Origin of the sequence: Amycolatopsis kentuckyensis (genome assembly GCF_002155975.1) — a bacterium.
Lineage (GTDB): Bacteria > Actinomycetota > Actinomycetes > Mycobacteriales > Pseudonocardiaceae > Amycolatopsis > Amycolatopsis kentuckyensis.
The window spans coordinates 1-21,741 of the sequence record NZ_MUMI01000242.1; the positions used below are offsets into that span (position 1 = coordinate 1).

Annotated in this window: 4 protein-coding genes and 1 pseudogene; all 5 read right to left on the reverse strand. The window is 73.5% G+C overall.

Translation table 11 applies throughout. The annotated features are described in order from the left end of the window. On the reverse strand, window positions 1-300 hold a 300-nt coding region (locus CCN39_RS23455; protein WP_143264122.1), incomplete at its 3' end, for a beta-ketoacyl synthase N-terminal-like domain-containing protein. A 2-nt stretch (window positions 301-302) separates the two neighbouring features. After that, a complete protein-coding gene (locus tag CCN39_RS51860) occupies window positions 303-18,548 on the reverse strand; it encodes a type I polyketide synthase (protein WP_086845352.1) in 18,246 nt (6,081 codons plus the stop codon). A 100-nt stretch (window positions 18,549-18,648) separates the two neighbouring features. Beyond that, entirely contained in the window at window positions 18,649-20,190 is a 1,542-nt protein-coding gene (locus CCN39_RS23465; protein WP_086845354.1) for a long-chain-fatty-acid--CoA ligase, read from the reverse strand. Then, window positions 20,187-21,476, reverse strand: coding sequence for a 5-aminolevulinate synthase (gene hemA / locus CCN39_RS23470; protein WP_086845356.1), 1,290 nt, complete (start codon window positions 21,474-21,476; stop codon window positions 20,187-20,189). The genes CCN39_RS23465 and hemA overlap by 4 nt, the downstream gene beginning before the upstream one ends. Window positions 21,477-21,524: 48 nt before the next feature. Beyond that, window positions 21,525-21,741, reverse strand: a pseudogene (locus CCN39_RS50225) (class I adenylate-forming enzyme family protein); the annotation flags it as partial.

Genomic DNA, 21,741 nt, shown 5'->3' on the forward strand with positions numbered 1-21,741 from the left:
GTACAGGAACCCGCCTTCCCGGGTGTACGAGGTCCCGAGGTGGTCCGGGTCGGGATCGTAGAGCTCGTCCAGGTTCCAGCCACGGGACTCGGGGAAGGGCCCCACCGCGTCGCGCCCGGCGCCGACCAGCTCCCAGAACTCGTCCGGGGAGGCGACCCCGCCCGGCAGCCGGCAGGCCATGCCCACGATCGCGATCGGCTCGTGCGCGCGGTCCTCCAGGTCCTGGACCCGCTGGCGGCTCTCCCGCAGGTCGACCGTCGCCCGCTTGAGGTAATCGCGCAGTTTCTGCTCGTTGCTCATGTCTACCTGCCGAGTTCGTTGTCGAGGGCGGCGAAGAGGTCGTCGTCGGTGTCCAGGTCGAGCGCCGCGACGGCGGGCTCTCCGTCCACCATCCGGAGCAGCCTGCGCAGCTGCGCGGCGATCGTTTCCGCGGACGCGGCGGGCGCCTCCGGGGTGGCGATGACGGCCTCCAGCGCGTCCAGTGCCTGCTGGACGGGGTCCGGGGTTTCGCCGGCCAGCCGGCCGCGGAGGTAGGCGGCGAGGGCTTCGGTCGTCGGGTGGTCGAAAACGAGCGTGCTGGGCAACCTCAGTTCGGTGGCCGTGTTGAGCCGGTTGCGGAGCTCGACCGCGGTGAGCGAGTCGAGACCCAGGTCCAGCAGGCCGCGCCGGACGTCGATCGTCCGGGGGGCCGGGTGGGCCAGCACGAGGCCGACCTGCTCCTGGACGAAGGACAGCAGCAGCGCTTGCTGGTCCGCCTCGCCCAGTCCCCCGAGCCGTTGGACCAGCGGGAGCTCCGCCGGTGTGCTGCGCCGGCCGGCCCGGCGTCCGGTGCGCACCAGGCCCCGGTACAGCTCGGGCAGCGTGTCCCCGAGCGAGCGCAGGGCGGCGAGGTCGAGCGACACCGGCGCGAGCACCGGACCCACGCCGTCTCCGGTCAGCACCCGGTCGAGCGCCGCGAGGGCCTGGTCGTCCGGCATCGGCAGCACGCCGTTGCGCTTCAGCCGGGCCCGATCGGCCTCCGCCAGTGCGTCCGCCATGCCGCCCTGCCACATGCCCCAGGCCAGGGACACCGCGGGCAGGCCCGCGCCGCGGCGGTGCTCGGCCAGCGCGTCCAGGAAGGTGTTGCCCGCGGCGTAGTTGGCCTGCCCGGCGTTGCCCACCAGACCGGCCACCGAGGAGAAGAGGACGAAGTCCGTCAGCGGGAGGCCGGCGGTCAGCTCGTGCAGGTTCCAGGCCGCGGCCACCTTCGGCCGCAGGACCCGGGCGAGGCTCTCCGGGCGCATACCGTCCACAGTGGAGTCTTCGACCACGCCGGCCGCGTGCACCACCGCGGTGAGCGGGTGCCCGGCCGGGATCGAGGCGAGCAGCCCGGCCAGCGCCGCGCGGTCGGCGACGTCGCAGGCCGCGACCCGCACGTCGGCGCCGAGCGCGGTCAATTCGGCCACCAGGTCCTCCGCGCCGCCACGCTGGCTGGTGAGCAGCAGCCGGCGAGCGCCGTGGGCCACCACCAGGTGCCGGGCGACCAGGGCGCCGAGCGCGCCCGTGCCGCCGGTGATCAGCACCGTGTGCGCCGGGTCGAACCGGGCGGCGGCCTGCCGGACCGGCTCCGGCACCTTCACCAGCCTGGTCACATAGGCCTGTCCCGCCCGCAGTTCGAGCCGGGGCCGGGGATCGGCCAGCGCCGCCGCACGCAGCTCTTCGCTGGCGGGCAGGCCGTCGGTGAGCACGTGCTGGAAGCGACCCGGGTGTTCCGACTCGGCCGCCCGGATCAGCCCGGACAGCGCGCTGTGCCCCAGGTCCCCGGTGCTGACCACGGCGAGCCGCGCTCCCGGCGGTGTCCCGGTGCCGAGCCACCGCTGCAGCTCCGCCAGGACTTCTTCGGTGACCTGGCCCGTCTCCTCGGGAGTGGCCGGGCGGACCGGAAAGACGACCACGTCGGGCGCGGCGGCCACGGCGGGCAGGTCCACCGCGGTGCGCTCCACCGCGTACACCGGCGGTTCGGCGTTGCCGGCCGGCAGTGCCCGCAACGCGAGAGACTCGACGGTGGCGACCGGCGTTCCCGTCTCGTCGGCGATGCGGACCGCGACGGCACCGTCCGGCCCGGCCGACAGCTTCACCCGCAGACGCCCCGGCCGGACTCCCGACAGCTGGACGCCGCCGAAGGAGAAGGGCAGCCGGATCCCGGCCGCGTCCTCCAGGAGCAGGGCGTGCAGCGAGGCGTCGAACAGCGCCGGGTGCAGGGCGAATCCGTCGGTGTCGACGGAGGCCTGCACCTCGGCGTAGAGGTCGTCGCCGGATCGCCAGGCCGCCTGGAGTCCCTGGAAGGCCGGGCCGTACCCGTAGCCGCGGTCGGCGAGGCGGTCGTAGAGGTCGTCGACCGGCTGGGGTTCGGCGCCGGCCGGCGGCCAGGACGTCGCCTCGGGGTCATGGCCGGCGGGAACGGCGGCCACCACGCTGCCGGTGGCGTGCCGGGTCCAGTCGTCCCCGTCTCCCCGGGAGTGGATGGCCACCGGCCGGCGGCCCGCCGTGTCGGGGCTGCCCACGGTGATCTGCAGCTGGAGCGCACCTTCTCCGGGCAGGACCAGGGGTTCCTGGAGGATCAGCTCTTCCAGGCGTTCGCACCCGGCCTCGGCTCCCGCGTGCAGGGCGAGCTCCACCAGGGCCGTGCCCGGGACCAGCGGGCTGCCGGCGACGGTGTGGTCGGCCAGCCACGGGTGGCTGCGGGCCGAAACCCGCCCGGTGAACAGGACACCGCCGGAATCCGCGAGCGGAACACCGGCGCCGAGCAGCGGGTGCCGCGTGGCGTCCAGCCCGGCCGAGGTGACGTCGCCGCCGCCGTGGCCGTCCGTGAGCCAGAAGTGCCGGCGCTGGAACGGATAGGTCGGCAGGTCCGCGGTGCGGCCGGCGGTTTCGCCGAACAGGGCACGCCACTCCACCGGAACGCCCCGGACGTGCGCGTGGGCCACCGCGGTGACGACGGTGTGCGGCTCCGGGCGGCCACCGCGCAGGACCGGAACCAGCAGGGCCGTCGAGTCGAGGAAGTCCTGGCCCATGGCGCTGAGCACGCCGTCCGGGCCGAGCTCCAGGAAGGTCCGCACGCCTTCCGCTTCCAGCGCGCGTGCCGCGTCCAGGAACCGCACCGGCCGGCGGACGTGGCGGACCCAGTACTCCACAGTGGTCAGTTCCTCGGCGGGGACCAGCTGCCCGGTCAACGTCGACACGATCGGGATCCGGGGCGGGGCGAACGCGAACTCCTTCACGACCGCGTGGAACTCGTCGAGCATCGCGTCCATGTGCGGGGAGTGGAAGGCGTGGCTGACGCGCAGCCGCTTGGTCTTCCGCCCCCGGGCGGCCAGTTCCGCTCCGATCGCCTCGACGGCTTCCGGGTCGCCCGAGACGACCACGGACGCCGGGCCGTTGACGGCGGCGATGTCCAGCAGGTCCTCCTGCCCGTCGAGCAGCTCCAGCACTTCCTGCTCGCCGGCTTCGACGGCGAGCATCGTTCCGCCACCGGGCAGCGCCTGCATCAGCCGGCCGCGGGTCGCGACCAGTTTCGCGGCGTCCGCCAGCGAAAGGACGTCGGCGACGTGCGCGGCGGCCAGTTCACCGACGGAGTGACCGGCGAGGAAGTCCGGCCGGATCCCCCAGCTTTCGAGGAGCCGGTAGAGCGCCACCTCGGTCGCGAACAGCGCGGCCTGGGCGAAGTCGGTCCGGTCCAGCACCGCCGGGTCCTCGCCCCAGAGGACGTCGAGCAGCGGCCGGTCCAGCCACTGGTCGAGTTCGGCGCAGGCGGCGTCGAGGGCTCCGGCGTAGGCGGGGTAGGCGGAATGGAGCTCCCGGCCCATGCCGAGCCGCTGGCTGCCCTGGCCGGTGCAGAGGAACGCGGTCCGGCCGGCCACCGGCGTGCCCCGCACGCTCAACGCGGCGAGTCCGGTGACCGCTTCCGGCACGGTGGCGGCCACCACGACCGCGCGGTGCGCCAGGGCGGCGCGCCCGGTGGCCAGGGTGCGGCCGGCCGAGGCCAGGTCCTCGAGCGCCGCGCCGATCCGATCGGCTTGCGCCAGCAGAGCTTCGTCGTTGTGCGCCGACAGCACCAGCGGCACCACCGGCATCGGCTCGGCCGGCGGCACCGCCGCCGCGGCCGGCGGCTGCTCGACGATGACGTGGGCGTTGGTACCGCTGATGCCGAAGGAGGAAACACCCGCCCGCCGCGGACGTCCGGCCTCGGGCCACGGCGTCGCCGCGGTGAGGAGTTCGACCTGGCCGGCGGACCAGTCCACGTGCGGGCTGGGCTCGTCGAGGTGCAGGCTCCTCGGGACCACGCCGTGCTGCATCGCCAGGACCATCTTGATGACACCCGCCACCCCGGCCGCGGCCTGGGAGTGCCCGATGTTCGACTTCAGGGAGCCCATCAGGAACGGCGCCGGGCGCTCCTGCCCGTAGGTGGCGAGGACGGCCTGGGCTTCGATCGGGTCGCCCAGCGTGGTGCCGGTGCCGTGGGCTTCCAGCGCGTCGACGTCCGCGGCGGTCAGGCCCGCGTTGGCCAGCGCCTGGCGGATCACCCGCTCCTGGGCGGGGCCGTTGGGGGCGGTGAGGCCGTTGCTCGCCCCGTCCTGGTTGACGGCGGTCCCCCGGATCACGCCGAGGATCCGGCGCCCGTTCCGCCGGGCGTCGGAAAGCCGCTCCAGCAGGAGGATTCCGGCGCCTTCGGCCCAGGCCGTCCCGTCCGCCCGCCCGGAGAACGGCTTGCACCGGCCGTCCGGGGCCAGTCCGCGCTGGCGGCTGAACTCGACGAACATCCTCGGCGTGGCCAGCACGGTCACGCCACCGGCCAGCGCCAGCCCGCACTCACCGTTCCGGAGTGCTTGCGCGGCAAGGTGCATCGAGACCAGCGAGGAGGAGCAGGCGGTGTCGACGGTGATCGCCGGTCCCTGCAGGCCGAAGGTGTAGGCGACCCGGCCGGAGGCGACGCTGACCGTGCTGCCGACCGACAGGTAGCCCTCCACGGCCTCGGGGGCGTCCCGCAGCCGCCCCGCGTAGTCGTTCGCCATGACACCGGCGAACACCCCGGTGTTGCTGCCCTTGAGCGAGGCCGGGTCGATTCCTGCGCGCTCGAAGGCCTCCCAGCAGATTTCCAGCAGCAGGCGCTGCTGCGGGTCGACGGCCGTGGCCTCGCGGGCGCTCACCCCGAAGAACTCGGGGTCGAACTGCGGTGCGTCGTAGAGGAATCCGCCGTTCCGGGTGTAGGAGGTCCCCGCGTGCTCCGGGTCCTCGTCGTAGAGGTTGTCCAGGTCCCACCCGCGGTCGGCGGGGAAGGGCCCGATGGCGTCCCGCTCCTCGGACAGCAGCGCCCACAACTCCTCCGGGGAGCTGACTTCGCCCGGGTAGCGGCACGCCATCGCGACGATCGCGATCGGCTCGTCCGGGGCGGCGGCGACCGGTGCGGCGACCGCCGCCGCGGCGACCGGGCCGAGCAGCCCGGTCCGCAGGAAACCGGCCAGCTCGACCGTGGACGGGTGGTCGAACACGACCGTCGCGGGCAGCTTCAGCCCGCTCACCGCGGTCAGCCGGTTGCGCAGTTCGACCGACTTGAGCGAGTCGAAGCCCAGCTCGGTGAAGGCCCGGTCCGGGGAGAGCCGGCCGGTGTCGGTGTAGCCCAGCACCGAGGCCACCGCGTCCCGGACCAGCTCCAGCAGGACGAGCTCCTGGTCCTGAGGGGGCAGGGCGGCCAGCCGCTCCCGGAGTGAGCTTCCCTTGGCCTGCTCGCCGGCCGCGGCGCGGCGTGCCGGGCGCACCAGCCTGGAGAAGAGCGCGGTCAGCGCGCCGTCCTCGCTCTGCTTCCGCAGGCCGGGGTAGTCCAGGAGGGCCGGGACGAGGACCGGACGGCCGGAGGCCAGGGCGGCGTCGAACAACTCCAGGCCCTGGTCGGTGCCGATCGGCGCGATGCCGCTGCGGGACAGCCGGGCCAGGTCGGCGTCGGTGAGGTGGGCGGTCATCCCGCTTTCGTCCGCCCACAGGCCCCAGGCGAGCGAGGTGCCCGGCAGCCCCGATGCCCGGCGGTGGCGCGCGAGGGCGTCGAGGTAGGTGTTGGCCGCCGCGTAGTTGGCCTGCCCCGCGGTGCCGACCGTGCCGGCCAGCGAGGAGAACAGCACGAACGCGGCCAGGTCCCGGTCCGCGGTGAGCTCGTGCAGGTGCCGGGCGGCCTCGATCTTGGGCCGCAGCACGGTGTCCAGCCGTTCGGGGGTGAGGGCCGGCAGCGTGCCGTCGTCGAGTACGCCCGCCGTGTGGAGCACCGCGGTGAGCGGGTGGCCGGCGGGGATGTCCGCCAGGACCGCGGCGATCGCGGCGCGGTCGGCGGTGTCGCAGGCGACCACGGACACCTCGGCCCCGTGGGCGATGAGTTCCGCTTCCAGTTCCAGCATGCCGTCGGCCTCCCGGCCGCGGCGGCTCACCAGCAGCAGGTGCCGCACGCCGTGGTCGGAGACGAGGTGGCGGGCGAACAGCCGGCCCAGGGTGCCGGTCGCCCCCGTGATCAGCACGGTGCCGTCGGGGTTCAGGGCGGGCCCGGGGTCGCTCGCGGCCGGCGACTTCACCAGCCGCGGGACGAGCAGCGTTCCGTCCCGGAAGCTCACCTGTCCCTCCGGGACGGCCAGCGCCCGGCCCAGCTCGGCCTCCGTGAGGTCCCACCTCGGCACGTCCACCAGGCCGAACCGGCCGGGGTTCTCGGCCATCGCGGTCCGCACCAGCCCCCAGACGGGAGCCGAGGCGAGGCCGGCCTCGGTGGCGGCCGTGGTCGCGTCGCGGGTGACGAACACCAGCCGCGCGTCGCCGAAGCGCTCGTCGGCCAGCCAGTCCTGCGCCAGCTGCAAGGCGCGGTGCGCGACGGCACGGGGGCCTTCCCCGTCGAAGACGGGGACCACGACGCACTGCGGAGTTCCCCCGATGCGCGCGAGGTCCGCATACGTTCCCGAGGGGGCGGGCAGACCGTGGCCGAACGCGTCGAGCACGGCCCACCGGGTGAGCGCGGGGCCGTCCGGGGCGGCCGTCCACTCCACTTCGAGCAGCGGCCGGTCCGGGGTGGCCCGGCCGGTCAGCTGCGCCGGGTCGGCGGCCCGCAGGCTGAGCGACTCCACCGTCGCGATCGGGGCCCCGCTCGGGTCGGCGAGGGACAGCGTGGTGGCCGAGCCGTCCGGGGTGAGCCGCACCCGCAGCACGCTGGCGTTCGCCGCGTGCAGCCGGACGCCGGTCCACGCGAACGGCAGCACCAGCCGGCCGTCCGCGGCCAGCGCCAGGGGGTGCAGTGCGGCGTCGAGCAGCGCCGGGTGGATCCCGAACTCGCCCGGAGCGACGTCCTCCGGCAGGGCGACCTCGGCGAACGTCTCGTCGCCGGCGCGCCACAGCGCTCGCAGCCCCTGGAAGGCGGGGCCGTACTGGAAGCCGCGCTCGGCCAGCGTTTCGTACACCGCCGACAGGTCGACCGGTTCGGCGCCCGCGGGAGGCCAGGCGCCGACGTCCGGCACCTCCGTCCGCGTTTCCGCTCGGCACAGGGTTCCGGTGGCGTGCAGGACCCACGGGCCGAGCGGCGCGTCGACGTCGGCGGGCTCCGGCCGGGAGTGGACCGACAGCGCGCGCCGGCCGTCCTCCTCCGGGGCGTCGACGACGACCTGGAGCTGCACTCCGCCGCGGCCCGCGAGCACCAGCGGTGCCTGCAGCATCAGCTCGTCGAGCTGGTCGAGCCCGGTGTGGTCGCCCGCCCGGATGGCGAGGTCCACGAAGGCGGTGGCGGGGAGCAGCACCGTGCCCGCCACGGCGTGGTCCGCCAGCCACGGCTGCCCGGGCAGGGAGATCCGGCCGCTCAGGACCAGCTTGTCCTCGTCGGCCGTCCGGAGCACCGCACCGATCAGCGGGTGGCGCTCGGCGGCCAGGCCGAGCCCGGCCGCGTCCCCGGCGAGCGGCGGGCCTTCGAGCCAGTGGCGTTGCCGCTGGAAGGGGTAGGTGGGCAGGTCGGCGGGGACGCGCGCGCCGGCCACGGCCGGCCAGTCGACCGCCACGCCGTGGACGTGCGCCTCGGCGACCGAGGCCAGGAACCGGTCCCGGCCACCGTCGTCGCGCCGCAGCGATCCGACGACGACGGCGCCGGCCACGCCGGCCTCGTCGGCCGTGTCGCCGAGGGCCGAGGTGAGCACCGGGTGGGCACTGACCTCGATGAAGACGCGATGGCCGTCGCCGAGCAGCGCACGGGTGGCCTCGTCCAGCCGGACGGTCCGGCGGAGGTTGCGGAACCAGTACCCGCCGTCGAGCTCCGCACCGGTCAGCGGCTGCCCGGTGACCGTGGAGAAGAACCGGATGTCCCCGGTCCGCGGCGTGACGCCGGCCAGCAGCTCCCGCAGTTCGTCCTCCAGCACGTCGACGTGCGCGGAGTGGGAGGCGTAGTCGACCGGGACGGTGCGGGCCCGGATTCCCCCGGCCCGGCACCGGGCGACGAGGTCGGCCAGTGCCTCCGGGTCGCCGGAGACGACCGTGCTCACGGGGCCGTTGCAGGCGGCGATGTCGATCGCGCCGTCCCACCGGTCGATGAGCTCGCGGACTTCGCCGGCCGGCCGCGCCACCGACACCATGCCGCCGGTCCCGGCCAGCTTCACGATCGCGCGGCTGCGCAAGGCGACGATCTTCGCCGCGTCGTCGAGCGACAACGCCCCGGCGACCACCGCCGCCGCGATCTCACCCTGCGAGTGACCGACGACCGCGTCCGGCTCGATGCCTGCCGAACGCCACAACGCCGCCAGCGACACCATCACCGCCCACAACGCGGGCTGCACGACGTCCACCCGGTCGAAGCCGGGCGCCCCTTCCGCACCGCGCAGCACGTCCAGCAGCGACCAGTCCGTGAACGGCGCCAGTGCCCGCGCGCACTCCTCCAGCCGCCCGGCGAACACCGGGGCGGACTCGAAGAGCTCGAGGGCCATGCCGGACCACTGCGAACCCTGGCCGGGGAAGACGAACACCGTCTTCCCCGCACCGGATGCCCGGCCCCGCACGAGGTTCGGCGCGGAACCACCCGAGGCCAGCGCGTCGAGACCCGCCAGCAGCTCGTCGCGGTCCGCACCCGAGACAGCCGCTCGGACCGGCAGGTGCGGAACCCGCGTCGCGAGCGCCGAAGCGACCGCGGCGGGCTCGACGGCCCGCGAACCCAGCAGTCCGCGGATCTGTTCCGCCCGGGCCGCCAGCGCCGCCTCGCTCTTGGCGGACAGCACCACCGGAAGTCCCGCTTCGACCGGCCCGGCGGCCGCGATCGGCCCCTGCTCCAGGACCACGTGCGCGTTCGTGCCGCTGATCCCGAAGGAGGACACCGACGCCCGGCGCGGACGGCCGAGTTCCGGCCACGCCCGGGCCTGCGTCAGCAGCTTCACCGTGCCGGCCGACCAGTCGACCTCGGGGGTCGGCTCGTCGACGTGCAGCGTCGCCGGAAGCTCGCCGCCGCGCATCGCCATCAGCATCTTGATGATGCCCGCGACCCCCGCCGCGGCCTGCGTGTGGCCGATGTTCGACTTGACGGAACCGAGCCACAGCGGCTGGTCGCCGGACCGCTCCCGGCCGTAGGTCGCCAGGAGGGCCTGCGCCTCGATCGGGTCGCCCAGGCGGGTGCCCGTGCCGTGCGCCTCCACGACGTCCACTTCGGACGCCGAGAGCCCCGCATTGGCGAGCGCCTGCCGGATCACCCGTTGCTGGGACGGCCCGTTCGGGGCGGTGAGACCGTTGCTCGCGCCGTCCTGGTTGACCGCGGAACCCCGGATCACGCCCAGGATGTCGTGGCCCAGCCGCCGGGCGTCCGACAGCCGTTCCAGCACCAGGACCCCGGCACCCTCGGCCCAGCCGGTGCCGTCCGCCGACGACGAGAACGCCTTGCAGCGCCCGTCCGGCGACAGCCCGCGCTGCCGGGAGAACTCGATGAACGTGTTCGGCGTCGACATCACCGTCACGCCACCGGCGAGCGCCATCGAGCACTCGCCCCGGCGCAGGGCCTGGGCCGCCAGGTGCACCGCCACCAGCGACGACGAACAGGCCGTGTCCAGCGTGACGGCCGGCCCTTCCAGGCCGAACGTGTAGGCCACCCGGCCCGACAGCACACTCGCGATCGTGCCGGTCAGCAGATGCCCCTCGAACCCTTCGGGAGCACTCCCCAGCCGTGACCCGTAGTCGTTGTACATCACGCCCGCGTACACGCCGGTCGACGAACCGCGCAGCGAAGCGGGATCGATGCCGCCCCGCTCCAGCGCTTCCCACGCCACCTCGAGCAGGATCCGCTGCTGCGGATCCGTCGCGACCGCTTCACGCGGGCTCAGCCCGAAGAACTCCGCGTCGAAATCCGCGGCGTCGTAGAGGAATCCGCCCCGGCGCGTGGTCGACTTGCCGAGCTTCCCGGGATCCGGGTCGAAGAGCCCGTCGACGTCCCAGCCGCGGTCCGCGGGGAACTCGCCGGTCGCGTCCCGGCCCTCGGCCACCAGCCGCCACAGGTCCTCCGGCGAGCCGACCCCACCCGGATAACGGCACCCCATGCCGACCACGGCGATCGGTTCGTCCGACCCGCGATCGTGGGCGGTCACCGCCGGGACGGCGGCCGCTCCGGACGCGTCGAGCCGCTCCAGCAGGAAGTCCGCCACGGCCCCCGGCGAAGGGCAGTCGAAGACCAGCGTGGCCGGCAGCCGCAGCCCGGTCAGTTCGCCGAGCCGGTTGCGGAACTCGACCCCGGTCAGCGAATCGAACCCGGCGTCCTTGAACGCCTTGGCCGGCTCGACGGCGGCGCCGGTCCCGTACCCGAGCACCAGGGCGACGGTGTCCCGGACGGACTCGAGCACCGCCTGCGCCCGATCGGCCGCGGCGGCCATCCGCCGCGTCCAGGACGAGCCGGTGCCGGCGCCGCCCCCGGCCGCCTGCCGCCGTCGCACCCGGACCAGGCCGGTGTACAGGCCGGGGAGCTCCTCGGCCAGGGCGCGCAGCGCACCCAGGTCCAGTTCGGCCGGGACCAGCAGCGGCTCCGCCGAAGCCAGCGCGGCGTCGAACAACGTCATGCCGAGTTCCGGCTCCAGCGGGGCGATCCCGCTGCGCTTCCACCGGGCGACGTCCGCGTCCCCGAGGCTGCCGGCCATGCCGTCCGCGCTGTCCCACAGCCCCCAGGCGAGGGAGGTGGCCGGCAGCCCCTGGTCCCGGCGGTGCTGCGCGAGAGCGTCCAAGAACGTGTTCGCGGCCGCGTAGTTCGCCTGGCCGGCGTTGCCCACGAGACCCGCGATGGACGAGAAGACCACGAAGGCGGACAGGTCGCGGGTGAGCCGGTGGAGGTGCCAGGCCGCGTCCACCTTCGGGCGCATCACCCGCTCCAGGTGACCGGCCGTCAGCGACCCGATCGTGGCGTCGTCCAGCACGCCCGCCGTGTGCACCACAGCGGTCAGCGGACGCTCGACGGCGGCCAGCAGGGCGGCCAGCGCGTCGAAGTCCGAGACGTCGCACGCCGCCACCGAAGCCTGCGCACCCAGCTCGGCCAGTTCCGCCACGAACTCCGCGGCCCCGGGCGTCTCGGCGCCCCGGCGGCTCACCAGCAGCAGGTGCCGCGCACCGTGGTGCGACACGAGCCGCCGTGCCACCAGCCGGCCCAACGTGCCCAGGCCGCCGGTCACGAGGACCGTGCCTTCCGGGTCCAGGGCCGACACGCCCGCATCGACGGCCGCCGCGCGCGCCAGCCTCGGCACGAGCACCTCGCCACCGCGCACCGCGATCTCGGGTTCGCCCGAGGCCAGTGCCACCGGCAGCAGTTCCGCTCCCCCGTCGTCCAGGTGCGCCAGGACCAGCCGGCCCGGGTGCTCGGACTGGGCGGTGCGGACCAGGCCCGCGAGCACGGCCGTGTGCAGCGCGCCGTCCGGCAGCACGACGACCAGGCGGCTCTCGGCGAACTGCGGGGCGGTCAGCCACTCCTGCACGACCTCCAGGCCGCGCGCCGCCGTCTCGTGGGTCCGCGGGAGTTCGTCGGCCGGCGTGCCGTCCGCGAGTTCCCGGCCGCTGATCACCACGAACTCCGGCGACGGCCGGCCCGCGTCGGCAGCGGCACGAAGCGCGCCGAGGTCGGCGTGCGGTGCCTCGATCCACCGCTCCACGGCGACGGGCTCGGCCGGGGGCAGGGCCGTCCAAGCCACCCGGTACAGGGATTCCCCGGCCGGGCCGGCCGGGGCGAGCCGGTCGCGGGCGATCGGCAGCAGGGCGACCGCCCCGATCGTCGCCACCGGCGCGCCGGTCCCGTCCGCGACGGCGAGCCGTGCGGTGTCCTGGCCGGTGTGGGTCCAGCGGACCCGCAGCACGGTGGCGCCGACCGCGTGCACGGCGAAGCCCGAGAACGAGAACGGCAGGCGGATCGTGCTGTCGTCCTGCGTCGCTTCGAGGACGAGGACCAGGGGGTGCAGGGCGGCGTCGAGGAGGGCGGGGTGCACCCCGAATCGTCCGGCCTCGTCGTGCAGCTGGTCGGGCAGCACGACCTCGGCGAAGAGATCGTCCCCGGCGCGCCAGGCCGCGCGGAGGCCGGAGAAGGCCGGCCCGTACCCGTACCCCAGGTCGCCGAGGCGGTCGTAGACCCCGTCCAGGGGGATGGCGATGCCGTCCGCCGGGGGCCACTGGTCCAGGGAAACCCCCGGTGAGCCGGCGGCGGGCGTGAGCAGACCGGCGGCGTGGGCGGTCCACGGCTCTTCGCCGGTCTTCGAGTACACCGTGAACCGGCGGTCGCCGCGCGGATCGGGCCGCTCGACGGTCAGCCGGAGGGAGACCGCGGCGGTTCCGGTCAGTGCGAGGGGTGTCTGGAGGGTGAGTTCTTCGACGGCGGCGCAGCCGAGCTGCTCGGCGGCCTGACCCGCCAGCTCGAGGAACAGCGTCCCGGGCACCAGGACCGTCCCGCCGATCGCGTGATCGGCCAGCCACGGGTGCGTCGGCAGCGACACCGACCCGGAGAACCGCACCTCGTCGCCGTCCGGCTCCGCGATCACCGCGGCCAGCAGCGGGTGGTCCACCGCCGTCAGGCCCAGGCTTCCGGCGTCACCGGTACGGGGAGCGTTCAGCCAGAAGCGCTCGCGCTGGAACGCATACGTCGGCAGGTCCACCACACCGGACCCCGGCAGGAATCCCGCCCAGTCCACGTCCACGCCGTGGACGTGCACCGCACCCAAGGCGGTGAGGAGGGACCGCTTCTCGGCACGGTCCTTGCGCAGCACCGGAACCACGACGACACCCTCGGCACCGGCCAGGCACTCGCCCGCCAGACCCGCCAGCGTCGCATCCGGCCCCAGCTCCACGAACGCCGTCACCCCGAGACCGGCCAGCGTCGCGACACCGTCCGCGAACCGCACCGCCGACCGGGCTTGGACAGCCCAGTACTCCGCCGTGAACTCCTCGATCAGCTCACCGGTCACGTTCGACACCACGGGAATCCGCGGCGGCGAATAAGTCAGCTCACTCGCGACCTCGGTGAGTTCCGCCAGCACGCCGTCCAGGTGCGCGGAGTGGAAGGCATGGCTCACCTTCAACCGGGTCGCCTTCACGCCTTCCGCGCGAGCCAGCTCCAGGACTTCCAGCACGGCTGTCTCGTCACCCGAGATCACGGTGGCGGACGGGCTGTTGTACCCGGCCACGTCCACGCCCGGACGAAGCCACGTCGAGACCCGCTCCTCGCCCGCGTTCAGGGCCACCATCGCCCCGCCCTCGGCGACGCCTTCCATCAGCCGCGCCCGCGCACACACCAGACGGGCAGCGTCCACAAGGGACAGCACACCCGCAACATGAGCCGCAGCCAGCTCGCCCACCGAGTGGCCGACCAGATAGTCCGGGGTCACCCCGTAGTGAGCCAGCAAGCGGAACAGGGCGACCTCGACCGCGAACAACGCCGGCTGCGTGAAAATCGTCCGCTGAAGCAGCTCGGGCTCACCCTCGATCACCCCGGCAAGCGAACGATCCAGGTGAACATCCAACGCCGCAACGACCTCATCGAAAGCCGCCGCGAACACCGGCTCGCTCGCATACAGCTCACGGCCCATCCCCAGCCGCTGGCTGCCCTGCCCCGAGAACAGGAACGCCACCGCACCCGCCGAGGTGGCCCGGCCCGGCGTCAGCGCCCGCAGCGCGTCCAGGAGTTCCGCACGGGTCTCGCCCACGACCACCGCGCGGTGCCCGAACCGGGCCCGCGAGCCGGCCAGCGCCCGGCCCACCGCCACGACGTCCAGCTCCGGCCGCTCCGCCAGGAACGACACGAGCCGATCCGCCTGCGCCGCCAGCGCGGCCCCCGACTTGCCCGACACCACCCACGGCACCGGCCCCGACGGCGCCGCCACCGGAGCTTCGGTCGCCGCGACCTGCTCGACGATGAGGTGGGCGTTGGTCCCGCTGATGCCGAAGGACGAGACGGCCGCCCGGCGCGGCCGATCGAGTTCCGGCCACTCCCGGGCCTGCGTCAGCAGCTCCACCGCGCCGGCCGACCAATCGACGTGCGAGGTCGGCTCGGCCACGTGCAGCGTCGCCGGGAGAACGCCGTGACGCATCGCCATGACCATCTTGATCACGCCCGCGACCCCCGCCGCGGCCTGCGTGTGCCCGATGTTCGACTTCAGCGAACCGAGCCGGAGCGGCTCCCGGCGATCCTGGCCGTAGGTGGCCAGCAGGGCCTGCGCCTCGATCGGGTCGCCGAGCCGGGTGCCCGTGCCGTGCGCTTCCACCGCGTCCACTTCGGACGGTGCCAGTCGCGCGTCGGCGAGCGCCTGCCGGATCACCCGCTCCTGCGAAGGTCCGTTCGGGGCCGTCAGGCCGTTGCTCGCCCCGTCCTGGTTCACCGCCGACCCGCGGATCACCGCCAGCACGCGGTGCCCGCTGCGCTGCGCGTCCGACAGCCGCTGCAGCACCAGGACACCCACGCCCTCGGCCCAGCCCGTGCCGTCCGCCGACGACGAGAACGCCTTGCAGCGCCCGTCCGGCGACAACCCGCGCTGCCGGGCAAACTCCACGAACATGCCGGGTGTCGCCATCACGGACACCCCGCCGGCCAGCGCCATCGAGCACTCGCCCCGCCGCAGCGACTGAGCCGCGAGGTGCAGCGCCACCAGCGAAGACGAACACGCGGTGTCGACCGTCACCGCGGGACCCTCCAGCCCGAAGGTGTAGGCGAGCCGGCCCGAAGCGACGCTGGCGGTGTTGCCGGTCAGCAGGTAGCCATCGTGCCCGCCGGACGGCTCGTGCAGCCGCGGCCCGTACTCCTGGGCCGTCGCGCCGATGTACACGCCGGTGCGGGTCCCGCGCAGCACGGCCGGGTCGATCCCGGCGTGCTCGAACGCTTCCCACCCCGTCTCCAGCAGCAAGCGCTGCTGGGGGTCCATCGCCGCCGCCTCGCGCGGGCTGATGCCGAAGAACTCGGCGTCGAACCGGTCCGCGTCGGGCAGGAAACCACCCTGGGTGGCGTAGGTTCTGCCGGGGCTGTCCGGGTCGGCGGCGAAGAGCGCGTCGAGGTCCCAGCCCCGGTTGCCCGGGAACCCGCCGATCGCCTCGGCTTCGCCGGCGACCAGCCGCCACAGGTCCTCCGGCGAGGCGACCCCGCCCGGCAGCCGGCAGGCCATGCCGACGATCGCGATCGGCTCGTCCGAGGCGACGGCCGCGGAGGCATCGTCGTCCCGGCCCCGGTCCAGGCCGCCGAGGTGTTCGGCGAGGACGGCCGGGGTGGGGTGGTTGAAGAGGAGGCCGGAGGGCAGCGAGAGCCCGGTGGCCGCGTTCAGCGCGTTCCGGAGCTCGACGGCCGCGAGGGAGTCGAAGCCCAGGTCCTTGAAGGTCGTGTCGACGTCCACGTCGCGCGCGGATCCGTGGCCGAGCACCGCGGCCACGTGCGCGCGCACCAGCTCCAGCGCATCGCCGCGCGGCGCGGCCCGCTCCGGTTCGGGCGCCGGGCCGTCCAGCCAGAAGTGCCTCCGCTGGAAGGCGTAGGTGGGCAGGTCCACCAGGCCCGAACCCGGCAGGAACCGCTCCCACGCCACCTCCACGCCGTGGGCGTGCACCACACCCAAGGCGGCCAGGAAGGAACGCTTCTCCGCGCGGTCCTTGCGCAGCACCGGAACCACGACGACACCCGGGGCACCGGCCAGGCACTCGCCCGCCAAGCCCGCCAGCGTCCCGTCGGGACCCAGCTCCACGAACGCCGTCACACCGAGAGCGGCCAGCGTCGCGATGCCGTCGGCGAACCGCACCGCCGAGCGAGCCTGCACGGCCCAGTACTCCGCCGTGAACTCCTCGATCAGGTCACCGGTGACATTCGAAACGACCGGGATCCGCGGTGCCGAGTACGTCAGCTCCCGCGCGACCGCGGTGAGTTCCGCCAGCACGCCGTCCAGGTGCGCGGAGTGGAAAGCATGGCTCACCTTCAACCGCGTCGCCTTCACACCCTCCGCCCGAGCCAGCTCCAGGACTTCCAGCACGGCGGTCTCGTCCCCGGAAATCACCGTGTTCCCGGGACTGTTGAACCCGGCCACGTCCACACCCGGACGAAGCCAGCCCGCGACCCGCTCTTCGCCCACGTTGAGTGCGGCCATCGCGCCACCTTCGGCGACGCCCTCCATCAGCCGCGCCCGCGCGCACACCAGACGGGCAGCGTCCACAAGGGACAACACGCCCGCAACATGAGCCGCAGCCAACTCACCCACCGAATGGCCGACCAGATAATCCGGAGTCACCCCGTAATGGGACAGCAGCCGGAACAGGGCGACCTCGACCGCAAACAACGCCGGCTGCGTGAAAATCGTCCGCTGAAGCAGCTCCGGCTCGCCCTCGATCACCCCGGCGAGCGAACGATCCAGGTGAGCATCCAACGCCGCAACGACCTCATCGAAAACCGCCGCGAACACCGGCTCACTCGCATACAGCTCACGACCCATGCCCACCCGCTGGCTGCCCTGCCCGGAGAACAGGAACGCCACCGCGCCGTCCGGCACCACCCGGCCCGACACCACACCGGCCGCGGGCACCCCCGCGGCCAACGCACCGAGCCCCGAGAGAAACTCCTCGCGCGTCTCCCCCACCAGTACCGCGCGGTGGTCGAACCGCACGCGCGACACCGCGAGCGAACGCCCCACCGCGGCGACGTCCAGGCCAGGACGTTCGTCCAGGAACGACACCAGCCGGCCCGCCTGACCGGCCACCGCCCCGGCCGACTTGCCCGACACCACCCACGGCACCACACCCGGCACCGGCGGCTCCGCCGCCGGCTCGGTGCGCCAGTCCGAAAGCACGACGTGGCAGTTCGTCCCGCCCATCCCGAACGAGCTGACCCCGGCGTAGAGCGGCTCGTCCGGCCGCGGCCACGGCTCGGCGCGGTGCTGCACGGTGAGCTTCAGCTCGTCGAACGGGATGTCCGGGTTCGGGGTTTCGAAGTTCAGGCTCGGCACGAGCTCGCGGTGGCGGATGCACAGCGCGGCTTTCAGCAGGCCGACGATGCCGGCGGCACCCTCGAGGTGCCCGACGTTGGTCTTCACCGAGCCGACCCGCAGTTCGGCTCCGGCCACGCGGCCGTCACCGAGCACCGCGCCCAGCGCCGACGCTTCGATCGGGTCGCCCAGCTTGGTGCCCGTGCCGTGCAGTTCGACGTACTGCACCCGCTCGGCGGGCACCTCGGCCCGCGCGTACGCCTGCCGCAGGACGTCCTGCTGGCCGGCCGGGCTCGGGACGGTGAGGCCCTCGGTCGTGCTGTCGTTGTTCATCGCGCTGCCGTGCAGCACGCAGTAGACCGGGTCGCCGTCCGCCACGGCGGCGGGCAGCGGCTTGAGCACCACGAACGCGCCGCCTTCGCCGCGGACGTAGCCGTTCGCCCGCGCGTCGAAGGTGTAGCTGAGACCGTCCGGGGAAAGGGCGCCGAACCGCTCCGCCCCGATGGTGCTGTCCGGCACCAGGTTGAGGTTGACCCCACCGGCGATGGCCATGGCGGACTCGCCGCGGCGCAGGCTTTCGGCGGCCAGGTGCACGGCGACCAGCGAGGAGGACTGGCCGGTGTCCACGGCCGCGCTGGGTCCGTGCAGGCCGAGGGTGTAGGAGATCCGGTTGGCGACGACACCGTGGTTGAGACCGGTCAGGGTGTGCCGGGTGATCCCGTCGATCCCCTGCTGGTGCGTGAGGGCGGCGTAGTCGTCGGCGATGACGCCGACGAAGACCCCGGTCCGGCTGCCGGCCAGCTCGGACGGCCGGATCCGGGCGTCCTCCAGTGCTTCCCAGGCGAGCTCGAGCATCAGCCGCTGCTGCGGATCCATCGACGCCGCCTCCCGCGGGCCGACGCCGAAGAAACCGGCGTCGAAGCCGCCGACGTCCTCGAGGTAGCCGCCCGGCCGCGAGGGCAGTTCCGGGCGGCCCGCCGGGGGCGCGCCGATCGCGCTGCGGCCGTCGCGCAGCAGCTGCCACAGCCGAGCGGGGTTCTCCGCCCGCGGCAGCCGGCAGGAGATCCCGACGATGGCGATCGCCTCGGTCGATGTCGACGTTTCCGCTTGGAATTCCACCATGGTCGAGCTGCCCTACCCTGTTGTCCCGGAAGCTGCCTGAGCGCAGGCGTAGCACCCGCAGCGGTGCTGCGGGCGCTACGCCGATGTGCTGTTTCCCTTGCTACGCGCCGACGGTCGCCTCGTACTTCGAGACGAGCGCCCGCTTGAGAACCTTTCCGCTGGACCCCATCGGGAGTGCGTCGGTGAACTCGATCCGACGAGGGTATTTGTAGGCGGCGAGCCGCTTTTTGCTCCACGCGACGAGCTCTTCGGCCGACTCGCCGGTGGCGTCCTGCGGCCGGGCCGGCACCACGACCGCCCAGACCTCTTCCCCGAGCACCGGGTGCGGAACGCCGATGACCGCCACCTGGGCCACGGCCGGGTGCCCGGCGAGGAGCTCCTCGATCTCGCGCGGGTAGACGTTGTAGCCGCCCCGCAGGATCAAGTCCTTCTTCCGGCCGACGACCGCGAGGTAGCCGTCGTCGTCCAGCCGGCCGAGGTCGCCGGTGCGGAACCAGCCGTCCCGCAGCACCTCGGCGGTGAGCTCCGGCTGGCCGAGGTAGCCGGCCATGACCGTCGGGCCGCCCACCACGATCTCGCCCACCTCGCCGGCGGGCAGCAGCTCGATCCGGTCGGCACCCGGCTGGGCGATGCCGACGGTGACGCCGTTGATCGGCACCCCGACCGTGCCGGGCCGGAACGACACCCCGGGGTAGTGGTAGGTCACGCTGCAGGACGTCTCGGTCGCCCCGTAGCCCTCGTACACCGGGCACCCGAACGCGCTCCGGACGTCCTCGAGGGTCTGGGCCGGGAGCGGCGATCCCCCGCTGTACACGCGATCGAGCCGGGGCACCGGTGCTCCCTGCGCCACCGCGTCGAGCAGGCCGAAGTACATCGTCGGCACGCCCATGAACACCGTGCACCGGTGTTCCACCATCAGTTCCAGGGCCTCCCGGCCGGAGAACCTCGACATCAGGACGAGGGTGAGGCCGGCGCGGAAGCCGGTCAGCATGACGCAGATCTGGCCGAAGCTGTGCGCCAGCGGCAAACACGCGAGCAGGACGTCGTCATCGTGGAACACGTACGGCGCGGCGACCATCCGCTCGACGTTGTACAGGATGTTCCGGTGGGTCAGCATCACGCCTTTCGGCGTCCCCGTCGTCCCGGACGTGTAGAACACGACCGCGACTTCGTCGGGGTCCCGCTCCGCGATTTCCCCAATCGGCGCGGTGTCCCGGGCCGCGCTCTCCAGGTCGACCGTGCCCGCGGGGCCCGGGCCGACGGTGAAGAGCACCGTGCCCCGTGGCTCCGCGGCCGCCCTCGCCTGCGGGAGCAGCGAGGCGGCGCTCACCAGGAACCGCGTGTCGGCATCGGCCAGCACGTGCTCGATCTCCGCCGCGGTCGACATGACGTTCAGCGGGATCGCGACCGCACCGGCCGCCAGGACGCCGAAGTACACCGCGGGGAACTGCGGGGTGTCGACCAGGAGCAGGACGACCCGGTCACCCGGCCGCACCCCGCCGGCCCGCAGCACGGCGGCGTAGCGCCGGGCCCGGTCCCAGAGCCACCCGTAGGTGACCGGCCCGGACTCGTGGATCACGGCGGGGTGATCGGGCCGCTGCGCCGCCGCGCCGGCCAGCACGCCGGCCACTGACCTGGTCATCGCGGCAGCGATCCGGCTTTCGCGACGGTGCGGGCGCCGTCGGCGCGGAACTCGGACGTCGACCAGTCGCGGGCGGTCGCGGTCGGGATGCCCAGTTCCTTCCAGATGCCGTGCAGGGCGTCGGCGAAGGTCTCGACGTCCTTCTGCTCGTGCACGGCGGACGGGGCGATCCGCAGGATCTCCCGGCCCGCGGGCACGCTGGGCGCGTTGATGGACTGGACGTAGATGCCGTGCCGCTCGAACAGCAGCCGGGACGCCCGCTTGCACAGGTCGTCGTCGCCGATGAAGGCCGAAACGATGTGGGAGTCGGTGGAGATGAACGGGATGTCGGCGTCGATCAGCAGGCGGTGCAGGAGCCGCGCGTTCTCCGAGAGGAGCTTCCGCTCGACGTCGGAGGAGCGCAGGTACCGGACCGAAGCCAGCCCGCCGGCCGCGATCGCCGGCGGCAGCGAGGTCGTGAAGACGAACGAGCGCGCGTAGGTCCGCACCGCGTCCACCAGGGCCGCCGGCCCGGTGATGTAGCCGCCGACGAGACCGAAACCCTTGGCCAGGGTGCCCATCACGACCGTGAACCGGTCGGCGATGCCTTCCTGCGCGGCGATCCCGGCGCCCTGCGGGCCGTACATGCCGACCGCGTGGACCTCGTCGATGAAGGTCGTGGCACCGTACTTGTCCGCGATGTCGGCGATCTCGGCCAGCGGCGCCACGTTGCCCGACATGGAATAGACAGTTTCCACGACGATGAGCTTCGGGACTTCGGCGGGCGCGGCCGCGATCAGCTCTTCCAGGTGGGCCACGTCGTTGTGCCGGAAGACCTGCTTCTTCGCGCCGCTGTGCCGGAGGCCGTCGATGATCGAGGCGTGGTTCTTCGCGTCGGAAAAGACGATGGTGTTCTTCGGCATGCTCGCCAGCACGGTGAGCGCGCCTTCGTTGGCCGTGTACCCCGACGCGAACAGGAGCGCGGCTTCCTTGCCGTGCAGATCCGCGAGCTCGTTTTCCAGCAGGACGTGGTAGTGGTTGTTCCCGCCGATGTTCCGGGAACCGCCGGACCCGACGCCGTGGATGTCGATCGTGGCCTGCACGGCCGCGATCACCTGGCGGTTCTGGCCCATGCCCAGGTAGTCGTTGCTGCACCAGACGCTGACTTCCGAATCCACCCCGTCGCGCCGCGCGCTGGCCATGGGGTAGTCACCGGAACGGCGGCCGATCTCCAGGAATTCGCGCTTGCTTCCCGCGAGATCGTCCGCGGCTTTCCCATTCAGGTATGACTCCAGGTGAACGTTCATTCACTCGCCTTCTCGACGTAACAGCGGGGTTGGTGGAGGAACCGAAAGTCAGTGCTGGGCGGCTGCCGTGCGCAGGACGACCTTGTCGGGCTTGCCGTTCCGGTTCATCGGCAGCACTTCCAGGACGGTGATCGTCTCGGGCACGTGGATCGGGGAGAACGCTTCGGCGATGCCCGCGCGGATGTCTTCGACGTCGACGGCCAGCGCCGGATCGCATTCGATGGCGGCGTGGATGTGCTCGCTGCCGTCCGCGTCGCGCACGCCG